General features: G+C 64.6%; 12 protein-coding genes and 3 pseudogenes. 8 read left to right on the forward strand and 7 right to left on the reverse strand.

Going from position 1 to position 17,541, the window contains the following annotated elements; translation table 11 throughout:
* Positions 1-155 precede the first annotated feature (155 nt).
* Positions 156-3,635: a carboxylic acid reductase gene (gene car, locus ON44_RS43355; protein WP_040700986.1), complete on the forward strand. Its 3,480-nt coding sequence runs from the start codon at positions 156-158 to the stop codon at positions 3,633-3,635.
* Here the strand turns inward: car and ON44_RS43360 are convergent, their stop codons facing one another.
* Genes ON44_RS43360 through ON44_RS43370 form a run of 3 tightly spaced genes read right to left on the reverse strand, consistent with a single transcriptional unit; the run spans position 3,636 to position 6,628 of the window.
* Positions 3,636-4,256 carry a TetR/AcrR family transcriptional regulator gene (locus tag ON44_RS43360; protein WP_040700988.1) on the reverse strand — a complete coding sequence of 207 codons (621 nt, stop codon included), beginning with the start codon at positions 4,254-4,256 and terminating at the stop codon, positions 3,636-3,638.
* A gap of 12 nt (positions 4,257-4,268) precedes the next feature.
* Positions 4,269-5,153: an SDR family oxidoreductase gene (locus ON44_RS43365; RefSeq protein WP_040700989.1), complete on the reverse strand. Its 885-nt coding sequence runs from the start codon at positions 5,151-5,153 to the stop codon at positions 4,269-4,271.
* On the reverse strand, positions 5,150-6,628 hold the full coding sequence (locus ON44_RS43370; RefSeq protein WP_040701040.1) for a flavin-containing monooxygenase: 1,479 nt from the start codon (positions 6,626-6,628) through the stop codon (positions 5,150-5,152). The genes ON44_RS43365 and ON44_RS43370 overlap by 4 nt, the downstream gene beginning before the upstream one ends.
* A gap of 314 nt (positions 6,629-6,942) precedes the next feature.
* Here ON44_RS43370 and ON44_RS43375 point away from each other — a divergent pair, with 314 nt between their 5' ends.
* A complete protein-coding gene (locus ON44_RS43375; protein ID WP_040700991.1) occupies positions 6,943-7,857 on the forward strand; it encodes an SDR family NAD(P)-dependent oxidoreductase in 915 nt (304 codons plus the stop codon).
* A 213-nt stretch (positions 7,858-8,070) separates the two neighbouring features.
* Positions 8,071-9,540: a bifunctional phosphatase PAP2/diacylglycerol kinase family protein gene (locus tag ON44_RS43380; RefSeq protein WP_051183329.1), complete on the forward strand. Its 1,470-nt coding sequence runs from the start codon at positions 8,071-8,073 to the stop codon at positions 9,538-9,540.
* Positions 9,541-9,549: 9 nt separating this feature from the next.
* On the opposite strand, the gene ON44_RS43385 is transcribed toward ON44_RS43380, so the two are convergent.
* Entirely contained in the window at positions 9,550-11,010 is a 1,461-nt protein-coding gene (locus ON44_RS43385) for an aminotransferase class I/II-fold pyridoxal phosphate-dependent enzyme (RefSeq protein WP_040700992.1), read from the reverse strand.
* A gap of 119 nt (positions 11,011-11,129) precedes the next feature.
* Here ON44_RS43385 and ON44_RS43390 point away from each other — a divergent pair, with 119 nt between their 5' ends.
* Together ON44_RS43390 and ON44_RS43395 are read left to right on the forward strand one after the other, a co-directional pair.
* Complete coding sequence (locus ON44_RS43390) at positions 11,130-11,684, forward strand: hemerythrin domain-containing protein (RefSeq protein WP_051183330.1); 555 nt, start codon at positions 11,130-11,132, stop codon at positions 11,682-11,684.
* 54 nt (positions 11,685-11,738) lie between these two features.
* On the forward strand, positions 11,739-12,695 hold the full coding sequence (locus tag ON44_RS43395) for a helix-turn-helix transcriptional regulator (protein WP_063721727.1): 957 nt from the start codon (positions 11,739-11,741) through the stop codon (positions 12,693-12,695).
* A gap of 98 nt (positions 12,696-12,793) precedes the next feature.
* On the opposite strand, the gene ON44_RS51170 is transcribed toward ON44_RS43395, so the two are convergent.
* The gene (locus ON44_RS51170; RefSeq protein ID WP_157187619.1) at positions 12,794-12,946 is read right to left on the reverse strand and encodes a hypothetical protein; all 153 of its coding nucleotides are present in this window, start codon (positions 12,944-12,946) and stop codon (positions 12,794-12,796) included.
* Between the two features lie 277 nt (positions 12,947-13,223).
* On the opposite strand from ON44_RS51170, the pseudogene ON44_RS43405 reads away from it, so the two are divergent.
* Positions 13,224-14,347, forward strand: a pseudogene (locus ON44_RS43405) (IS3 family transposase).
* A gap of 327 nt (positions 14,348-14,674) precedes the next feature.
* Positions 14,675-14,870 (forward strand): annotated as a pseudogene (locus ON44_RS53255) (integrase core domain-containing protein); the annotation flags it as partial.
* 486 nt (positions 14,871-15,356) lie between these two features.
* Here ON44_RS53255 and ON44_RS43415 read toward each other — a convergent pair.
* Entirely contained in the window at positions 15,357-16,250 is an 894-nt protein-coding gene (locus ON44_RS43415; RefSeq protein ID WP_040701001.1) for an NmrA/HSCARG family protein, read from the reverse strand.
* A 111-nt stretch (positions 16,251-16,361) separates the two neighbouring features.
* Between ON44_RS43415 and ON44_RS43420 the strand changes: the two genes are divergently transcribed.
* On the forward strand, positions 16,362-16,931 hold the full coding sequence (locus ON44_RS43420; RefSeq protein WP_040701003.1) for a TetR/AcrR family transcriptional regulator: 570 nt from the start codon (positions 16,362-16,364) through the stop codon (positions 16,929-16,931).
* A 177-nt stretch (positions 16,932-17,108) separates the two neighbouring features.
* Here ON44_RS43420 and ON44_RS54340 read toward each other — a convergent pair.
* Positions 17,109-17,221: pseudogene (locus ON44_RS54340) on the reverse strand (carboxymuconolactone decarboxylase family protein); the annotation flags it as partial.
* Positions 17,222-17,541 lie beyond the last annotated feature (320 nt).

Raw genomic sequence — 17,541 nt, forward strand, 5'->3', positions numbered from 1 at the left:
CGCAAAGCGCCGCGCGGCGCAATGATATGGCCAGGCCCGTTGCCGAATATGGACCGCCCTGGAATATTTAGCCAGGCTAACGTGTTACTGGATACAGGCGTCTTCAATCTGAACAGAACAACCGACGGTCGGCATGCGACCGAAGGAGGCTGGCCATGATTATTGATACGCGGATGGAACAGGTCATGAATCGCATCGCCGACCTGTACGCCACCTATCCGGACATTCGCAACGCGCGACCGAAACCGGAGACTTTCGCCGCGATCCGAGAACCTGGAATGCGGCCATCACAGATCGTGGCGACGGTCGTGGCGGCCTATGCCGATCGCCCCGCGCTCGGGCACCGGGTCCTCGAACCCACCGCGGACGAGTCCGGGCGGCGCACGCTGCGACCGCTGCCCGAATTCGCCACCATCACTTACGGCGAGTTGTGGGCGCGCGTCGGTGCGATCGCCGCTGCCTGGCATCACAATCCCGACAACCCCATCAAAGCAGGCGACTTCATCGCGACACTCGGCTTCACCAGCGGCGACTACACCACGCTCGATCTGGCCTGTCTGTATCTCGGCGCGGTCGCCGTCCCGCTGCAGGCAGGTGCGGCACCGAAGCAATTGTCGGCGATCATTGCCGAGACCGAACCGCGCATCCTCGCCGCGACCCCCGAAACCCTCACTACCGCAGTGGAATGCGTCCTCGCGGGCCCGACGCCGGAACGCCTCGTGGTCTTCGATTACCACCCCGAGGACGATGATCAGCACGACGCATTCGAATCCGCCCGCGACCGCCTGGCGAACACTCCGATAGCGGTGGAATCGCTGGAGTCGGTACTCGAACGCGGCCGTACCCTGCCGCCCGCGCCGCTGTTCGTACCCGACGACGACGCTTTGGAACTGCTGATCTACACCTCCGGCAGCACCGGAACCCCCAAGGGTGCGATGTACACCAGCCGGTTGGTAACCGCGATGTGGTTGGCCCAGCCGGAGGTCGGGGGGATCGGCATGAACTACATGCCGATGAGCCATATGGCCGGACGCATGTCGCTCTACGGCGTACTGGCCCGCGGCGGCACCGCGTATTTCACGGCCAAGAGCGATATATCGACGCTTTTCGAGGATATCGGCCTCGTCCGGCCGACGGAGATGTTCTTCGTGCCACGCGTGTGCGATATGGTCTTCCAGCGCTATCAGAGCGAAATGGAACGTCGCGCCGAACCGGGCATCGACCGCGCCGAACTCGACCGCGCGGTGAAAACCGAACTGCGCGAGGACTTCCTGGGCGGCCGATTCCTATCGCCCATCGTCGGCAGTGCGCCACTGGCCGCCGAGATGAAGACATTCATGGAATCGGTCATCGAGATGGACCTGCACGATGGCTACGGTTCGACCGAGGCGGGCGGCGCCATCATGGTCGACAATGTGATCCACCGTCCACCTGTACTCGACTACAAGCTGGTGGACGTGCCGGAGCTGGGATATTTCGGTACCGACCAGCCGCATCCGCGCGGTGAGCTGCTGCTGAAGACCAGCACCATGATTCCCGGGTACTACAAGCGTCCCGAGGTCACCGCGGAGATCTTCGACGCGGACGGGTTCTACCGGACCGGTGACATCGTGGCCGAACTCGGACTCGATGAACTCGTCTACCTCGACCGTCGCAATAATGTGCTGAAGCTTTCCCAAGGCGAATTCGTCGCGGTCGCACACCTGGAAGCCGTATATGCCAGCAGCCCGTTGCTCGAGCAGATCTTCGTATACGGCAGCAGTGAGCGCGCCTACCTGCTCGCGGTGATCGTCCCGACCGAGGAGACGCTGCGCTGCGCTGATCCCAAAGCGGCACTGAGTGATTCGCTGCAGAGCATCGCCAAGGAGGCCGACCTCGAATCGTATGAGATCCCGCGCGATTTCCTCATCGAAACCGAACGTTTCACCACCGAGAACGGTCTGCTCTCCGGCATCGGCAAGTTGTTGCGTCCCAAGCTGATCGAACGCTACGGCGAGCGGCTGCAGCAGCTGTACGCCGAGCTGGCCGAAGGGCAGGCGAACGAACTGCTCGCACTGCGCCGCGAAGCCGCGGACCTGCCGGTTCTGGAAACCGTGAGCCGGGCCGCGCGTGCATTGCTCGGTTGCGCGGCAACCGATCTGCGCCCGGATGCGCACTTCACCGATCTGGGCGGTGATTCCCTGTCGGCGCTGTCGTTTTCGAATCTGCTGCGCGATATCTTCGCCGTCGAGGTGCCGGTGGGCGTTATCGTCAGCCCGGCCAACGGATTGCGCGAGTTGGCGAAGTATGTCGAGTCGGCGCAGGGGGCCGGCGCGATCCGGCCCACCTTCGCCGTGGTCCATACACACCGAGGCGTCGCGCGTGCCGATGAACTGACACTGGACAAGTTCATCGACGCGCAAACACTGTCCACCGCACCGACTCTCCCGCACACGACCGAGGCCCAAACGGTGCTGCTGACGGGTGCCAACGGCTACCTCGGCCGCTTCCTGTGCCTGGAATGGCTCGAGCGACTCGACAACACGGACGGCAAACTCATCTGCATCATCCGCGGCAAAGACGCCGCGGCAGCGCGGAAACGGCTCGACGAGGCCTACGACAGCGGTGATCCGGACCTGCTGCGGCACTACCGCGAGCTGGCGGCCCGCCGCCTCGAAGTGCTGCCCGGTGATATCGGCGAGCCGAATCTCGGCCTGGACGATACGACCTGGCATCGGCTGGCCGACACGGTCGATCTGATCGTGCATCCCGCCGCGCTGGTCAACCATGTCCTGCCCTACGACCAGCTGTTCGGCCCCAATGTCGTCGGTACCGCGGAACTCATCCGCCTGGCCATCACCACGCGGATCAAGCCCGTCACGTATCTGTCCACCGTGGCCGTCGCCGCCCAGATCGAGCCATCGTCCTTCGAGGAGGACGGCGACATCCGCGAAATCAGCCCAACGCGTGCCATCGACGACAGCTACGCCAACGGCTACGGCAACAGCAAATGGGCGGGAGAGGTTCTGCTGCGGGAAGCGCACGATCTGTGCGGACTTCCGGTCGCCGTCTTCCGATCCGATATGATCCTGGCGCACAGCCGATTCGGCGGCCAGCTCAATATTCCGGACATGTTCACCCGCCTGCTGCTGAGTCTGGTGGCCACCGGCATCGCCCCGTACTCCTTCTACGAGACCGATGCCGACGGCAAGCGCCAACGCGCACACTACGACGGCCTGCCCGTCGACTTCACCGCCGAATCGATCACCGCCATCGGCACCCGGGCGCGCACCGATTTCCACACCTTCGATGTCCTCAATCCACACGACGACGGCATCTCCCTCGACGAATTCGTCGACTGGCTCATCGAATCCGGCCACCCCATCCGGCGCATCGATGACTATCAGGAATGGTTCAGCCGATTCGAAACCGCACTGCGCGGCCTCCCCGAGAAACAGCGCCAGGCCTCGCTGCTACCACTGCTGCACGCCTACAGCCGACCCGGTCGGCCGATCCGTGGCGCCGCGCTTCCGGCAATGGGTTTCACCGCTGCCGTAAAGGCCGCGAAAGTCGGTGCCGAGCAAGATATTCCGCATCTGACCCCCGCGCTCATCGACAAGTACGTCAGCGATCTGCGGTTGCGTGGACTGCTCTAGTCAGGTGAGCTCGAGAATGGTGATGGTGAGGCGAGTGGCGTAGTCGACCACCTCGTCGCGATTTGCCTCGACATCGCCGTCGAGCCAATCGAGGAACAGTGCGACGAGTGCGCCGGATATCGCGCTGACCGGCAGCGGAATCCGGCCCGGTGCGGCAGTGAAGCGCGCGGCCCGCGTCGGTGCCAGTTGCGCGGCGACGAGCGTGACGAAGGCGGGGAGTACATCCGCGCCGTGGGCCCGCAGGGTGTCATCGGCGAGGGTTTCGCGGAACATGATCCGCCCGCGGCGCGGATCATCCGCGAAATACTGCGCCGCCGCGTCGAAAGCCACGCGGGCACGCGCGGTTTCGTCGTCGGGTGCGTCGGCCAGCCGCGTGGTGACGGCGTCGACGAGCCCGTGTGCGGTCTGGTCGTAGATCTCGATGAGCAGGGCTTCGCGATCGGCGAAGTTCTCGTAGAAGTAGCGCAGGCTCAGGCCTGCTTCACGGCACACCGCTCGCATGGTGGTCGCCGCCGCGCCCTCGCCGCCGAGCAGCGCGAAGCCGGCGCGCACGAGTTGTACGCGGCGCTCGGCGGCGCGGCTGGCCATGGTGCTGCCGCGCCAGGTGGCTGACGAAGTCACGGTTGGATCATGTCATGCGCCGTTGGACTCGCTGCGCGGGCGTTGTTCCAGCTTGCGGAGCAGGATCCGCAGCTGTTCGTCGGTGCTGAGGTATTGGTCCATCAGCACATTGATGGCACCGCGCAGCAGGGAATAGGGCTCCCAGACGCGGGGTGCGATGGTGCGCGGGGCGCGCCGGGCGATGCCGTCGGCGACGGCCAGGGCGGCCTGGGCGGCGCTGATGCGCTGGTTGAGCGGCCAGGGCAGCATGGCATCAGCCGCGCGACCGAATTCGTCGTCGTCGAGCGTGTGGTGGGTCATGGCGGTGTCGACAATGCCGAAATAGGCGACTCCGGCGGTGGCGCCGGATGCGGCGAGTTCGACCCGCAGCGCGCGGCCGAGCTGTTCCACCCCGGCTTTGCTGATCATGTACGGGGAGCCGCCCATGCCGGGCGCGAACGCCGCGCAGGAGGAGACCACGACGACATGGCCGCGGGTGGCGACGATATCGTCGAGGACCGGTCGTACGGTGTTGAAGACACCGGTCAGATTGACCCCGATGACCCGGTCGAAATCGGCGGGGTCCATCGTGCGCAGGGTGGCGGGCGTGGGGGTGATACCGGCATTGGCGACCACGAGATCGATACGGCCGAAGCGGTCACGGACCGTCGCCATGGCGGCGACCATGCTGTCGCGGTCGGCGACATCGGCGCGCAGCGGGACCGCGCGTGACCCCAATCGCGATGCGGCAGTGTGGACTTTGGCCTCGTCCAGGTCGAGCATGACGACCCGCGCGCGGCGGCGGTGCAGGATTTGCGCCAGTTCCGCACCGATGCCGCGTCCGGCGCCGGTGATCACCACCACCTTGTCGGTCACGTCGAAGGTGTCGTTGGTCGGCAGCAGCCGCAACAGGTTCATGATGCCTCGATCAGGTAGGCGTCGGAATCGAATCGCATGGTGCGCCTGGCGTATTCGAAGCTCCAGTTCGGATACAGCCCGGCATTGTGATGGCCGTCGGCGGTCTGATAGTAGCTGCGGCAGCCACCGGTGACCCATACCGTGTCGCGGCTGCGCTGCTCCATCTCCTCGACGAAGTCCCGCTGCACCTGCGGTCGCACCTCGATACGACGAAGTCCGTTGTCGCGCATATGCTTTACCGCGTCCACGATATAGCGGATCTGCGCCTCGATCATGAAGATCGCCGACTGGTTCCCGGCCGCGCCGAACGGGCCGAGGGTGGTGAAGAAGTTCGGAAATCCGGTGACTGTGGTGCCGAGATAGCTCTGTGGGCGTTCACGATACAGCTGCGCGAGTGTGCGTCCCCCGGTGTCGTGGATGGCCTCGAATATCCGTGGTGGCACACCGAATCCGGTGCCCCAGATGATCGTGTCGACCTCGTGTTCGGTGCCGTCCACGGTGACGATCGATCGCGGCCGGACTTCGGCGATCCCGGCGGTCTCCACCTCGACATTGGGCTTGGACAGCGCGGGATAGTAGGCGTCGGAGAAGATCGCGCGTTTGCAACCGATCATGTAGTCGGGCGTCAGCTTTCGGCGCAGTCGCGGATCGGGAACCTGGCGGCGCAGCTGCAGTCGGCCCAGTGCCTCGAACGGATGGCGGAACCGCTTGTTCACGAACCCGACCAACCCGAATCCTTCGATGCCGGTGAAGTACGCAGCGCGGATCGTCTTGCCCAGCAATGGCATCCGGCGCAGGAGTGTGCGCTCGACGGTGCTGGTCGCCCAGTCCATGCGAGGCACGATCCACGGCGCGGAACGCTGGAAGACCGTGAGCCGTTCCACCACGGGCTGGATCTCCGGAATGAACTGCACCGCGGACGCGCCGGTGCCGATCACCGCGACCCGCTCACCGGTTAGATCGTGGCCGTGATCCCAGTGCAGGGAATGGAACTGAGTGCCGGTGAAATTCGCGATACCGGGCAGGCCGGGGATTTGTGCCTCGCTGAACGGTCCGATCGCCGAAACCAATACATCCGCGGTCAATGGCCCCTGCCCGGTATGGATGCGCCACCGTCCGGCGGCTTCGTCCCACGCGGCGTCGAGTACCTCTGTGTTGTAGCGAATGTGTTGCGGCACATCGTATTTGTTCGCCACGTCGCGCAAATAGTCGAGGATCTCCGGCTGGGTGCCGTAGCGACGGGACCAATTCGGGTTCGGGGCGAAGGAATACGAATACAGCATCGAAGGCACGTCGCACGCACAGCCGGGGTAGGTATTGGCGCTCCAGGTGCCACCGAGGTCGGAGCCGCGTTCGAGGATGACGAAGTCGCGGAAACCGGCCTCGCGCAGCTTCACCGCCAATCCGATACCCGCGAACCCGGCGCCTATCACAACGATCGGCATGTGATCGGGTCGCGGCGTCGGCTGATCCATCTGCGTTCCTCCGAACGAGTCCACGCACATTGGAATCGGTCGATTCCATTGGAATCAGATGATTCCTTTCGCGTGGCCAAGTGTCAAGGTCGAGCGGTGTTATCGCGGCTCAACGGGTGCGCTCCGGACAGCGGGCCACCTCCATTAGCTGCGGGATCGGTTGGTTCAGTCGAGAATCGACCTGACCGGCACGCATGTGTGGCGATTGCCGCACCTTGCGCAACTGCCACGGGAGCGCAACGGTGTGAATATGAGTCTCACCCTCGCTCGCTCGTCGAGTGAACCGACGGACCGACCAATCCTTGGGAGGAAATATGGCGAACAGGTGGACGGAGCAAGACATACCAGCTCAGAAGGGCCGACTGGCGGTCGTCACCGGCGCCAATAGTGGACTCGGGTTCGAGGCCGCTCGGGCACTCGCGGCGCACGGCGCGTCGGTGGTGTTGGCAGTGCGGGATGTGGACAAGGGTAAACATGCCGCGGGCCGTATAGCCGACGCTGTCCCAGGCGCGGACACATCCGTCCAACAGCTCGATCTGACCTCGCTGGAATCCGTGCGCAATGCCGCGGAACAGCTCAGGTCCGCATACTCCACGATCGATCTGCTGATCAACAACGCCGGGGTGATGTACACGCCGAGGCAGACCACCAGCGACGGCTTCGAGCTGCAGTTCGGCACGAACCATTTGGGACATTTCGCGCTCACCGGCCTGTTGCTCGACAGAATGCTGGCGGTACCGGGCTCGCGGGTGGTCACGGTCAGCAGCGTCGGCCACCGTATCCGGGCGCGGATCGACTTCGACGATCTTCAGGGGGAACGGTCCTACAACCGGGTGGCGGCGTACGGCCAGTCCAAGCTGGCGAATCTGATGTTCACCTACGAGTTGCAACGTCGCTTGTCCGGCACCGCCGACACGATCGCGGTCGCGGCGCACCCAGGTGCTGCCAATACCGACTTGATGCGCAATATGCCTGCTGCGCTACGGGCGCTGGTGCCGTTTGTCGCCCCCATCGTTACACAGAGCCCAGCGATGGGTGCCTTGTCGATAGTCCGCGCGGCCACCGACCCGAATGTGCGCGGCGGTCAGTACTACGGGCCGGGTGGATTCTTGGAGACCCGCGGCTACCCGAAAATCGTCGAATCGAGTCCGCAATCGCATGACACGACGATTCAGCAACGCTTGTGGACGGTATCGGAGCAATTGACCGGAGTCACGTTCCCTGTCTGACCGGAGCGGTCCGCCGCCGCCCTGGCCGGAGTAGCTGTAAACAACCTGCCAGCCCCGCCATGCGGGGCGGCAGGGTACGGCGTTGTCCGTGGTGCGTCGATCGATATCGGTCGAACGGAACGTCGGGCCCTGCCGTCGGCGGTGAGCCCACACTCGATTGCCAGGTCCTGGCAGGTGACGCTCCATTCGCCGAATCGCGGATAGCCTGTGGGCATGCGCAAGCAGTCACCGAAGCTCTCGGGTCACGTGGACGCGTGGCTGGTGGCGCGCAGTGCGCGGGTGCGGCCGACCCCCGCCGATCGGTTCCTGCGGGCATTGAGCATGAGCGCCGACCACAGTCGCCTGTGGCTGGTCGTGGCTGCGCTGATGTCGATGGGCGGCCGAGCACCGCGACGGGCGGCTGTGCGCGGGCTCCTCTCGGTCGCGCTGGCCAGTTCGGTGGCAAACGGCATTGCGAAGCCGCTGTTTCCGCGCCGTCGACCGCCGGACGAGTCGGTGCCCTTCGTGCGACGGCTGGTGACACCGCCGGTATCCTCATCGTTCCCCTCCGGCCACTCCGCCTCCGCGGCGGCCTTCGCAACCGGCGTCGCCCTCGAATCTCCGGCCGCCGCGGTCGTTGTCGCGCCGATAGCCGCGGCCGTCGGTTACTCACGCGTGCACATCGGCGTGCATTGGCCCTCCGATGTGATCGCGGGCGCGGCATTGGGCAGTGCGATCGCCCTCGGTACCCGACGCTGGTGGGCGCAGCGTGACGATGAGCCTGCCGAATTGGGTCCGCATGAACGAATAACCGCTATGCACAACGGATTCGGGCTGCTGCTCGTAGTCAATACGGATTCGGGCGGCGGCGCCGGCTCGGAGCAAGTGCAGTTACTACACGAAAACCTGCCCGCCGCTGAGGTTTTGGCGGTGACCGAAGACCTCACCGCCCAGCTCGACGAACGCGCCCGCCGCCACGATATCGCCGCACTCGGCGTATTCGGCGGCGACGGAACAGTTTCGGCCGTCGCGGCCGCGGCGGTCGAACATCGGCTTCCGCTGGCGGTATTCGCCGGTGGCACCCTCAACCATTTCGCCCGCGATACCGGAGTGGATCACCCCGAGCACACCCTGGCCGCACTGGAATCCGGCGACGCGGTCCGAACCGATACCGCCGAGGTGCGATCCGACGGACTCGCGCCGCGCACTTTCGTCAATACCGCGAGCCTCGGTGGCTATCCCGACTTCGTCCGTTTCCGCGAACACTGGGAGCCGCGCCTGGGCAAATGGCCCGCCGCGGGCATCGCCATGGTGCGCGTACTGTTTCGGGCCCAGCCGCTACCGACGACCATCGACGGTACCCGGACCGCGATCTGGATGCTGTTCGTCGGCAACGGCCACTACCGCCCCGCCCACCAGATCCCGATGTCGCGTCCCGCACTGCACCACGGGACCCTCGATATTCGATATCTGCGCGCGGACCTGCCGTTTTCCCGAACCCGCCTGATCTGGGCCACCCTCACCGGCACCCTCGACCGCTCCGCGACCTACGTCATCCGCCGCGTCGACGGGCTGACCGTGCGCGTCGACGGTGGCCCGGTCGCCCTGGCCACCGACGGCGAGGTCGATCACCGCGGCAACGACTTCACCTTCACGAGCCGCCCCGCGGCGCTTACACTGTTCCGCCGGCCGGAGCCGAGTTGATTCGGCGCGTCAGTCCGCCACCGCCCGGACCGTCCGCATCGAACTGTCGGCGGCATCCGGCACCACCATTCCGGCGCGAACCCCGGTGGCCAGGTAGTCGATCACCGCCTCGTTCAGCCGCTCCCCGGGCACCGCGACCGGTATGCCGGGCGGATACGGTGTGAGTTGCTCGGCGACGATCCGCCCGGCAGCGGACTTCATCTCGACCGTATCGATGGCCCCGAAGAACGCGTCGCGGGGCAGCATCGTGGTTTCGAGTTCGAGGTCTTGCGGATCGGGAAGTCGAATCGGTTCCGGCGCAGGAATTTCCGGGGCCGCCGCGCTCAGCGAGAGCAGTACATCGAGCAGCCGCCTGGTGGTGGCCTCGTCATCGGCCATCGACAGTGTCGCCATGATCCGGCGGTGATCGCTGAGTCCGACGTCGATGCGCGCGTTCTCCCGCAGCCAGTCGGCGCACTGATAGCCGGACAGCCCGAGCTCGCCGACATCGATGAGAACCTGCATCCGGTCCAGGTCGTGCGAGGCCTCGGCGCCGAGCAACTCGTCCTCCAGTACGTGCAATCCCGGAATGTCCTCGATATCGGCGCGAAGTTGTCCGGCCAATTTCAATGCGGCGCCGAGCAATTCGCTACCGTGCTCGACCATCTGGCGTCGCCACCCGTCCAATGCCGCGTACACCATGACATTCGGGCTGGTGGTCATCAACAGATCGGCGCATGCCGATAGACGTTCGCGTTCGACCAGGTCGCCCTGGAGATGGAAGACCGAACCCTGCTCGAATCCACTGCCCATCTTGTGCACGCTGACCACACAGACATCCGCACCCGCATCCATTGCCCACGTGGGTAATTCGTTGTGGAACGGCAGATGCGCGCCCCACGCCTCATCCACGATGAGCGGCTTACCGCGCTCATGGCACACCTCGGCGATACCCTGGATATCGGCGCATGTTCCGTACGGACTCGGGCTGACGATCAAGGCCCCCGCCGCATCCGGATGGCGCTCCCAGGTTTCGCGTACCTGCTCGGGAGACGGCGGATGGGACAGGTGCCGCTCGGCATCCCAGCGCGGCGTGATCCAGCGCGGCTGCACACCGGAGAAGATCAAACCGGCGACAATCGACTTGTGGCTGTCGCGCGCCACCAGCAGCCCCGGTGACCCGCCCGCGACCGCCATCATCGCCGCCTTGACCGACAGTGAACTACCGCACGTCGAGAAGAACGTATAGTCGGCGCCGACCGCATCGGCCATCAACTCCTCGGCACGTGCCAGATAGCCACCGGTTGCCTTGCGGTCGTCGAGTCCACTGTTGCCGAGGACATCCGAACCGAATGTCTCGGCGCCGAGGATGCGCCGCACGCGTTCGTCCGCGCCGCGGCCCTGTCGGTGGCCGGGCGGGGTGAAACCGTATCGGTCCAGTTCACGGTATTCGACAAGGGCATCGAGTAGAGGTGCTTCGGCATGGTCCATATTGCCGGCCTACCCAGGGGTGCGGGTAGGAATCGGCTCGGTGGCGAGTTTGCCCGTGGCGCGCTGGTCGGCCTTCGGGGGAAGATGTGTAGTACCACGCCGCAGAAATGAGGTGCACGATGGGAAAGCTGGATCAGAACGTGATCGATCTGCTGACCGCCCAGCACGAGCAGATCCGGCGCCTGCTCGAGAAGTTGAAATCGGGCCAGGACGATAAGCGGGAACTGTTCACCGAGCTGGTGCGCCTACTCGCGGTACACGAAACCGCGGAGGAGGAGGTCGTGCATGCGGTGGCGCGGCGCGCGGCTTTCGGCGCCGACGACATCATCGGCCCCAGATTGGCCGAGGAAAACGCGGTGAAGCACGCACTGGCCGAACTGTACGACATGGGCGTCGACCATCCCGATTTCGATGCGAAGCTCGCCGTATTCGCCGATAAGGTCTCCGAACATGCCGCACACGAGGAGACCGAGGAATTCCCCTTCCTGCTCAAACAGTTCTCGGTCAACCAACTCGAACGCTGGGCCGGCATGGTGCGCGCCGCCGAGAGACTCGCCCCGACCCGGCCGCACCCCCATGCGGGCGAGACCGGCCTGGCGAACCTCGTGATGAGCCCGCCACTGGCCGTATTCGACCGAGCACGGGACGTCCTGCGCGACATGCGCTCGCACTGAAACTATTACTGGCAGCACCTGGATACCGCTAGCGGGATCCGGGATGATCGCGTTATGACGGCAGCATCGCGCAGCGAATCGATCAGGGGTGATGGTCGGGCGACAGATGGGCCCGATGTTGTGGACGTCCGCGCGGTACGCAAGGCGCGCCGCGCCGAATTGGGCGCCTTCCTGAAATCACGCCGCGCGCGGATCACCCCCTCCGACGTCGGCCTGCCACCCGGCCCACGCCGCCGGACCCCTGGTCTACGCCGCGAAGAGGTCGCGCAACTCGCCGGAATCGGCATCACCTGGTACACGTGGCTGGAACAGGGCAGAAATATCAATGTCAGTGTGCAGGTGTTGAATTCGGTTGCACGGACGTTGTCGTTGGATGCTGCGGAGAAGGCGCATTTGTATCGGTTGGCGGATGTGCCGACGGTGCCGAGCGCGCATGCGGGAACGGCTCTGCCGGAGGAGCTTCAGGTGATTCTGGATCATCTGGAGCCGTTGCCGGGTGTGGTGTTGAGTCCGCGTTATGACGTGCTTGCGCATAATAAGTCGTATGAGGCGCTGTGCCCGGGTTTTGTGAAGGGTGAGCGTAATGTGGCTCGTCGGGTGTTTCTGACTCCGGAGTGCTGCAACACCTATCACCATAATTGGGATGACTTGCGGCGCATGGTCGGTTACCTGCGTGGTTCGTATGTGAAGAATCTGGGTGATCCGGGGTGGGAGGGTTTCATCTCTGAGTTGTGTGCGGAGAGTGAGACTTTCGCTGCTTTGTGGGCTCGTAATGATGTGGCGGTTCCGGCGAGTCGGACGAAGCAGATCCGGAATTTGGCGGTGGGGGAGTTGGAGATGTTCTTGACGAGTATGAGTTTGCCTGCGTTGCCGCATGCGTGGATGCAGATCTATACCCCGGTCGATGAGGTGGCGTGGGTGAAGTTGCGTGAGTTGTTGGCGATGAGTGAGGAAGAGCGTCAACGGCCTTGGATCGAGCATCGCGAGCAGTATCATGCTGCTGCGGGTTAGTGGGAGGCTCGTTGGGTGAGCTGCGGTGGACCTGATCGTGTCGAGGTGATGGGGCATGGATGATCGTCGTTATGCCGGAGGGGGCACAGTCGACCCGCTCATTGGTCTGATGCGTAGCCTCCGTGCCACCAGCGGCGCAGTATGGCGAGCTGTCGTTCCGTAAGGGGGCCGGCCAGTTGTTCTTGGATCTTGTCGAGGTAGGCCAGTTCTTCGGCGGTCCACTCGTGGCTGTCCTCGGCGTTGTCGGTCAACGGTTGCTCGCTGCTGACGTACCCGCTTGTTGCCGATAGCGGTGGCGACTGTCCAACTGGCGCATTGCGTTTCGGCTTCGGCGCAGTGGTGGGGAGAATGGGACTGGGGTTACTGTGAGCATGCGGTTGCCTGACTTTGCAACCCGTGTGCTGATTCTCCCTAAGCCCATGAAACCTTATTTCTGGTGGTGGCGCCACTGACCTGACCCCATGATTTCGGTCCGGGGAGTGTGAGAGCCCTTGCGGCCCACGTAGTGGGCAGGAAGGCTCGAAGATCATGGCGACACGCAAGAGGCACACTCCGGAGCAGGTCGTGCGCAAGCTGAGCGAGGCCGATCGGCTGTTGGGCGAGGGCAAAGAGGTCGCCGACGTGTGCCGGGCCCTGCAGATCACCGAGGCCACCTACTACCGCTGGCGCAATCAGTTCGGCGGTCTGAAGGCCGACGACGCCAAGCGGTTGAAGGACCTCGAACGCGAAAACTCCACTCTGAAAAGGCTTCTCGCCGAGGCCGAACTGGAGAAGGCGGCGTTCAAGGAGATCGCCAAGGGAAACTTCTAGACCCGGAACGCCCGCGGACGGCTGTGGCGCACCTGATGCGGGTGCTGGGCCTCAGCGAACGGTTCGCCTGCCATGTCACCGGGCAACACCGAAGTACCCAGCGCCGCCCATCGGCCACACAGACCGCCACGGATCCTGATGCGGCGCTGCGTGATTGATTACGCGACTGGGCCAAAGCGCATCCACGGCAGGGTTTCCGCCGCGCCTACCACGACGCCCGTGGCGAGGGCTGGACGGTCAACCACAAGAAGATCCAACGCCTCTGGCGCGACGAGGGACTACGAGTGCCGCAGCGACGCCGCCGAAAACGGGTGGGCACCTCCACCACCGCGACAGCGGAGGCGAACGCGCCGAATCGGGTGTGGGCAGTGGATTTTCGATTCGATGCCACCGACGACGGCCGCCCGGTCAAGATCGTCTCGATCGTCGATGAACACACCCGCGAATGCCTGGGCGGCCTGGTCGAGCGGTCGATCACCGCCGATCGGCTCATCGACGAGCTCGACCGGATCGCCGTCGACCGCGGCTACCCGGCCGCGCTGCGCTGCGACAACGGACCCGAACTGGCCTGCCAAGCGATGGCCGACTGGGCCGGTGAACGGGTCGGGCTGGCGTACACCCCACCCGGCCAGCCCTGGCGCAACGGCTACATCGAATCGTTCAACGGCCGCCTGCGCGATGAATGCCTCAACATCAACAGCTTCTGGTCCCTCACCCAGGCCAGGGTCGTGATCAGCGACTGGAAAGACGAATACAACCACCACCGAAGACATTCCGCACTCCGTAACCCGCACCTGCTAGACGACCCAGCTTCGGATCGCTTTGGGCAGGATGTGGTCTAGCAACGAGGCAACATCGGCCAAAACCTGACCGGCGCGGGCGAAGGCGTATTGGCTGCACAAACGGCATTTCGATCTGACCTGGGGAACGCTACGTCGCCGATTCTGGCCGAACTGGCAGATCAGCGGCCGCCGCGTCGAGCTATTCCGAACACGAGAGGTGACGGTCAGCCGTGACGGATATCGGGGCTCGAAAATCCCTGCACCATGGGCAGATTGGCAACCCGGCACCGACCACGCGCCAGCGGTGTGAACATGTGGAGAGCCGGATGCGTGGAGACATACACGTCCGGTTCGGAGGGGGGCGCACTTTGCAATGCACCGGGGCTACCCGACCCCGAATCGCTGTTCAAGAACTTTGAAATACGTGCCAGAATTCCCGGAGCGATTCGGACCACTCGCCGAGGCAAGGCAATTCATGGATTCCTTCGCTCGGTGGTACAACCGCCAGCGCCGACACACCGGCATCGGAGTGCATACCCCCGCAGATGTCGGTGCGCAGGTGCCGGCCAATGCCGTTGCAGCCCTCGATCGCCCACACCCGCTCCGGGAAACGCTGTACCGCGGTGAGCATTTCGCTGTATACGCTGGTGTCGGTGCTATAGCGGCCGACAGCCAGGATCTTCGCGTCGGTGTCGATGACCTCGATGGTGGCCGAGCGTTTGTGTGGGTCCATCCCGATGATGACCGGCATCGGTATCCTTCCGAATCCGAACGAACAAGGTGTCCGTGCGGGAGGCACCGCTACTTCGAACTGGGCAAACCCCTTTTCAGCCACGCCCGCACGGCACCCGGTGGGACGCAAGCCATTAGAGAGCCACACCGAAGCATACCGGGGGCAGCCGCTCGAGGGAGCCTCCCGCCGGGTGCCTGGGCTCGATCCGGCCTGGACCGAGCCCTACCACCAGTCTTAAGTAGCCGATGAGCGTGCATATCTCGGGCGGTATGTGCGGACCCGGCACTACGCAGTTCCGCCGATCGAGTTGCCCGTGCATGTCTTCGGCAATGTTCATCAGGGTCGGGCGGTGTAAGCGGAGTACTGCCATGCACCTTTACGCTCCAGCCAGGTGGTGAAATCCAGCAGTTCCGGATGGCATCGCCGCAGCGACACGATGTCGGCATTCCAGCCTCCGCCGTGGTTGGCGAACCGGTAGCCGGCGAGGGCGTCGGGGTCCTTGTCCGACAACGCTTCTCGTGGGATCGCTCGGTATTCGATCGGTTGTCCGAGGGACCGGCTCATGGCCTCGGTGATCTGGGTCATGGTCAGCTCGTCGCCCGCCAGTTCCACCGCGGCTCCGATGTATTCGTCCGGGTGAGTGAAAGCCCGTGCGGCGAAGACACCGATGTCGGTACCCGCGATCAGCTGCACGGGTACGTCCGGATGGATGACATCGGTGAGTACTCCCTCGCGCAAGCCGAAGCGGGGGTCGAGCTGGTTCTCCATGAAGCGCACCGGGCGTAATGCGGTGGTCGGCAGGCCGAGCCGAGTCGAGTATCTCTCCAACTCCGCCTTGCTCTGCCAGCGGCGAATGCCGTGATCGGCGTCCGCAGCGCCGACCGAGGCGTAAACGAAGTGAGCAACACCCGCTGCCGCGGCCGCATCCGCGACATTGCGGCCCAGCCTCAGTTCATCGTCCACGGTGAATCCGGGAGGTGTGCCAGGGTATCCCGCGGTCGGTTGCACGCTGAACACCCCGTGAACACCCGCCGCCGCCGTATCCAGCGTGGTTCGGTCGCCCATGTCGCCACGCGCCAGTTCCGCACCTGCCCCTGCCAACATCCGAGCACCCGCGGTGTCCGGGTCACGCACCAGCGCACGCACCCGCCAACCCGCCGCCAGCAGTGCGCGAGCCGTTGCGCCACCTTGGGTGCCCGTCGCTCCGGTAACCAACACGATGTCCGACATCGCATCCTCCTCGAGTAGCGCTGTTCGCCTGTATCGGCAATAAGTGGGGATTGTCCCCGTTTAATGTCGGCTACAATACGGGGACTATCCCCGTTTTGCAATCGGAGTGTAATGACACCAGCCCCGAGCAGACCGGCCCGTGCCGACGCGCTGCGCAATTACGAGCGGCTCATCACCGCCGCCACCAATGCCTTCGCCCAACACGGCCCGCAGGTGCCGCTGGACGACATCGCACGCGCCGCCGGGGTCGGCAATGCCACGCTCTACCGCCATTTCCCGACCAGACAGGCACTACTGGAAGCGGTCCACCACGACCACATAGAGGCACTGGTCCACCGAGCGGGCGACTTGGCCACGGCACACGCCCCCGCCGAGGCGCTCAGGTTGTGGCTCGACACCGTTGTCGCACAGGGCAGCGCCACCCGCGGCCTCGCGGCCTCGCTGCTCGCAGTCATAGGCACATCGACCGAATCTTGGTGCCGGAAAGAAATATTCGCCGCGGCAACCAGCCTTTTACAGCGCGCTCAAGACGCGGGCGAGATCCGTTCCGGGCTGACCGCACCCCAGTTACTGAAGCTCGTCAACGCGATAGCCCTTGCCACTGAAGGAGATCCGGACCCAACCCAGCAAGCCCACACACTGCTGGACTTCCTCTTCGACGGCCTTCGCGTCCAAGCGTGACACAGTGCACGCGACAGACCTGTGCGCAGCTCGAACGGACTGGCCGAACGTTCGCCGATGCCGCTGATCGCGCTGTTCGGACTGGCACATACGGCGCGCCGGCCCGGGATAGAACGGCCCTGGGCCGGGCAGGGATTGGTGTGCCGGTCAGTTCGCGACGTTGTCGAATGTGCCGGCCTAGTAGGAGCCGCCTGTGGTCTTGGTGATCACCAGCAGCCGGTTGCGGCGTTGATCATGGCGACCAGGTAGACCAGGGCGGCGATCTGGTCATCGTCGTAGTGTCTGCGCACCAGGAACTCCCGCCGACTCGCAGCGAAGATCTCACCGTGACGAACATCGCCTTCGACTCAGCAATCAGGCGGAAAACATCCTCTTCTGCCGCATATCGCGCTGCCGGGAGACCATGTGGTCTCGCACAGGCCATCCCGTGATGGTGATCGCCGTGCGGATCGGAATAGCGCACATATGGAATACCTGCACTCCACCAGTGCAAGCACGCTCGTGCGCGGCGTCGGCAGCGCCAGCTTTCGCGTCCTTGCGCCGCCTTGTCCTGCAACGCCTGTACCCGGTCGGCCTGGCGTACGGCACGGTCGCCTTCCGTGAGCAGGGG

Origin of the sequence: Nocardia vinacea NBRC 16497 (assembly GCF_000308835.1) — a bacterium.
Classification (GTDB): Bacteria; Actinomycetota; Actinomycetes; order Mycobacteriales; family Mycobacteriaceae; genus Nocardia; species Nocardia vinacea.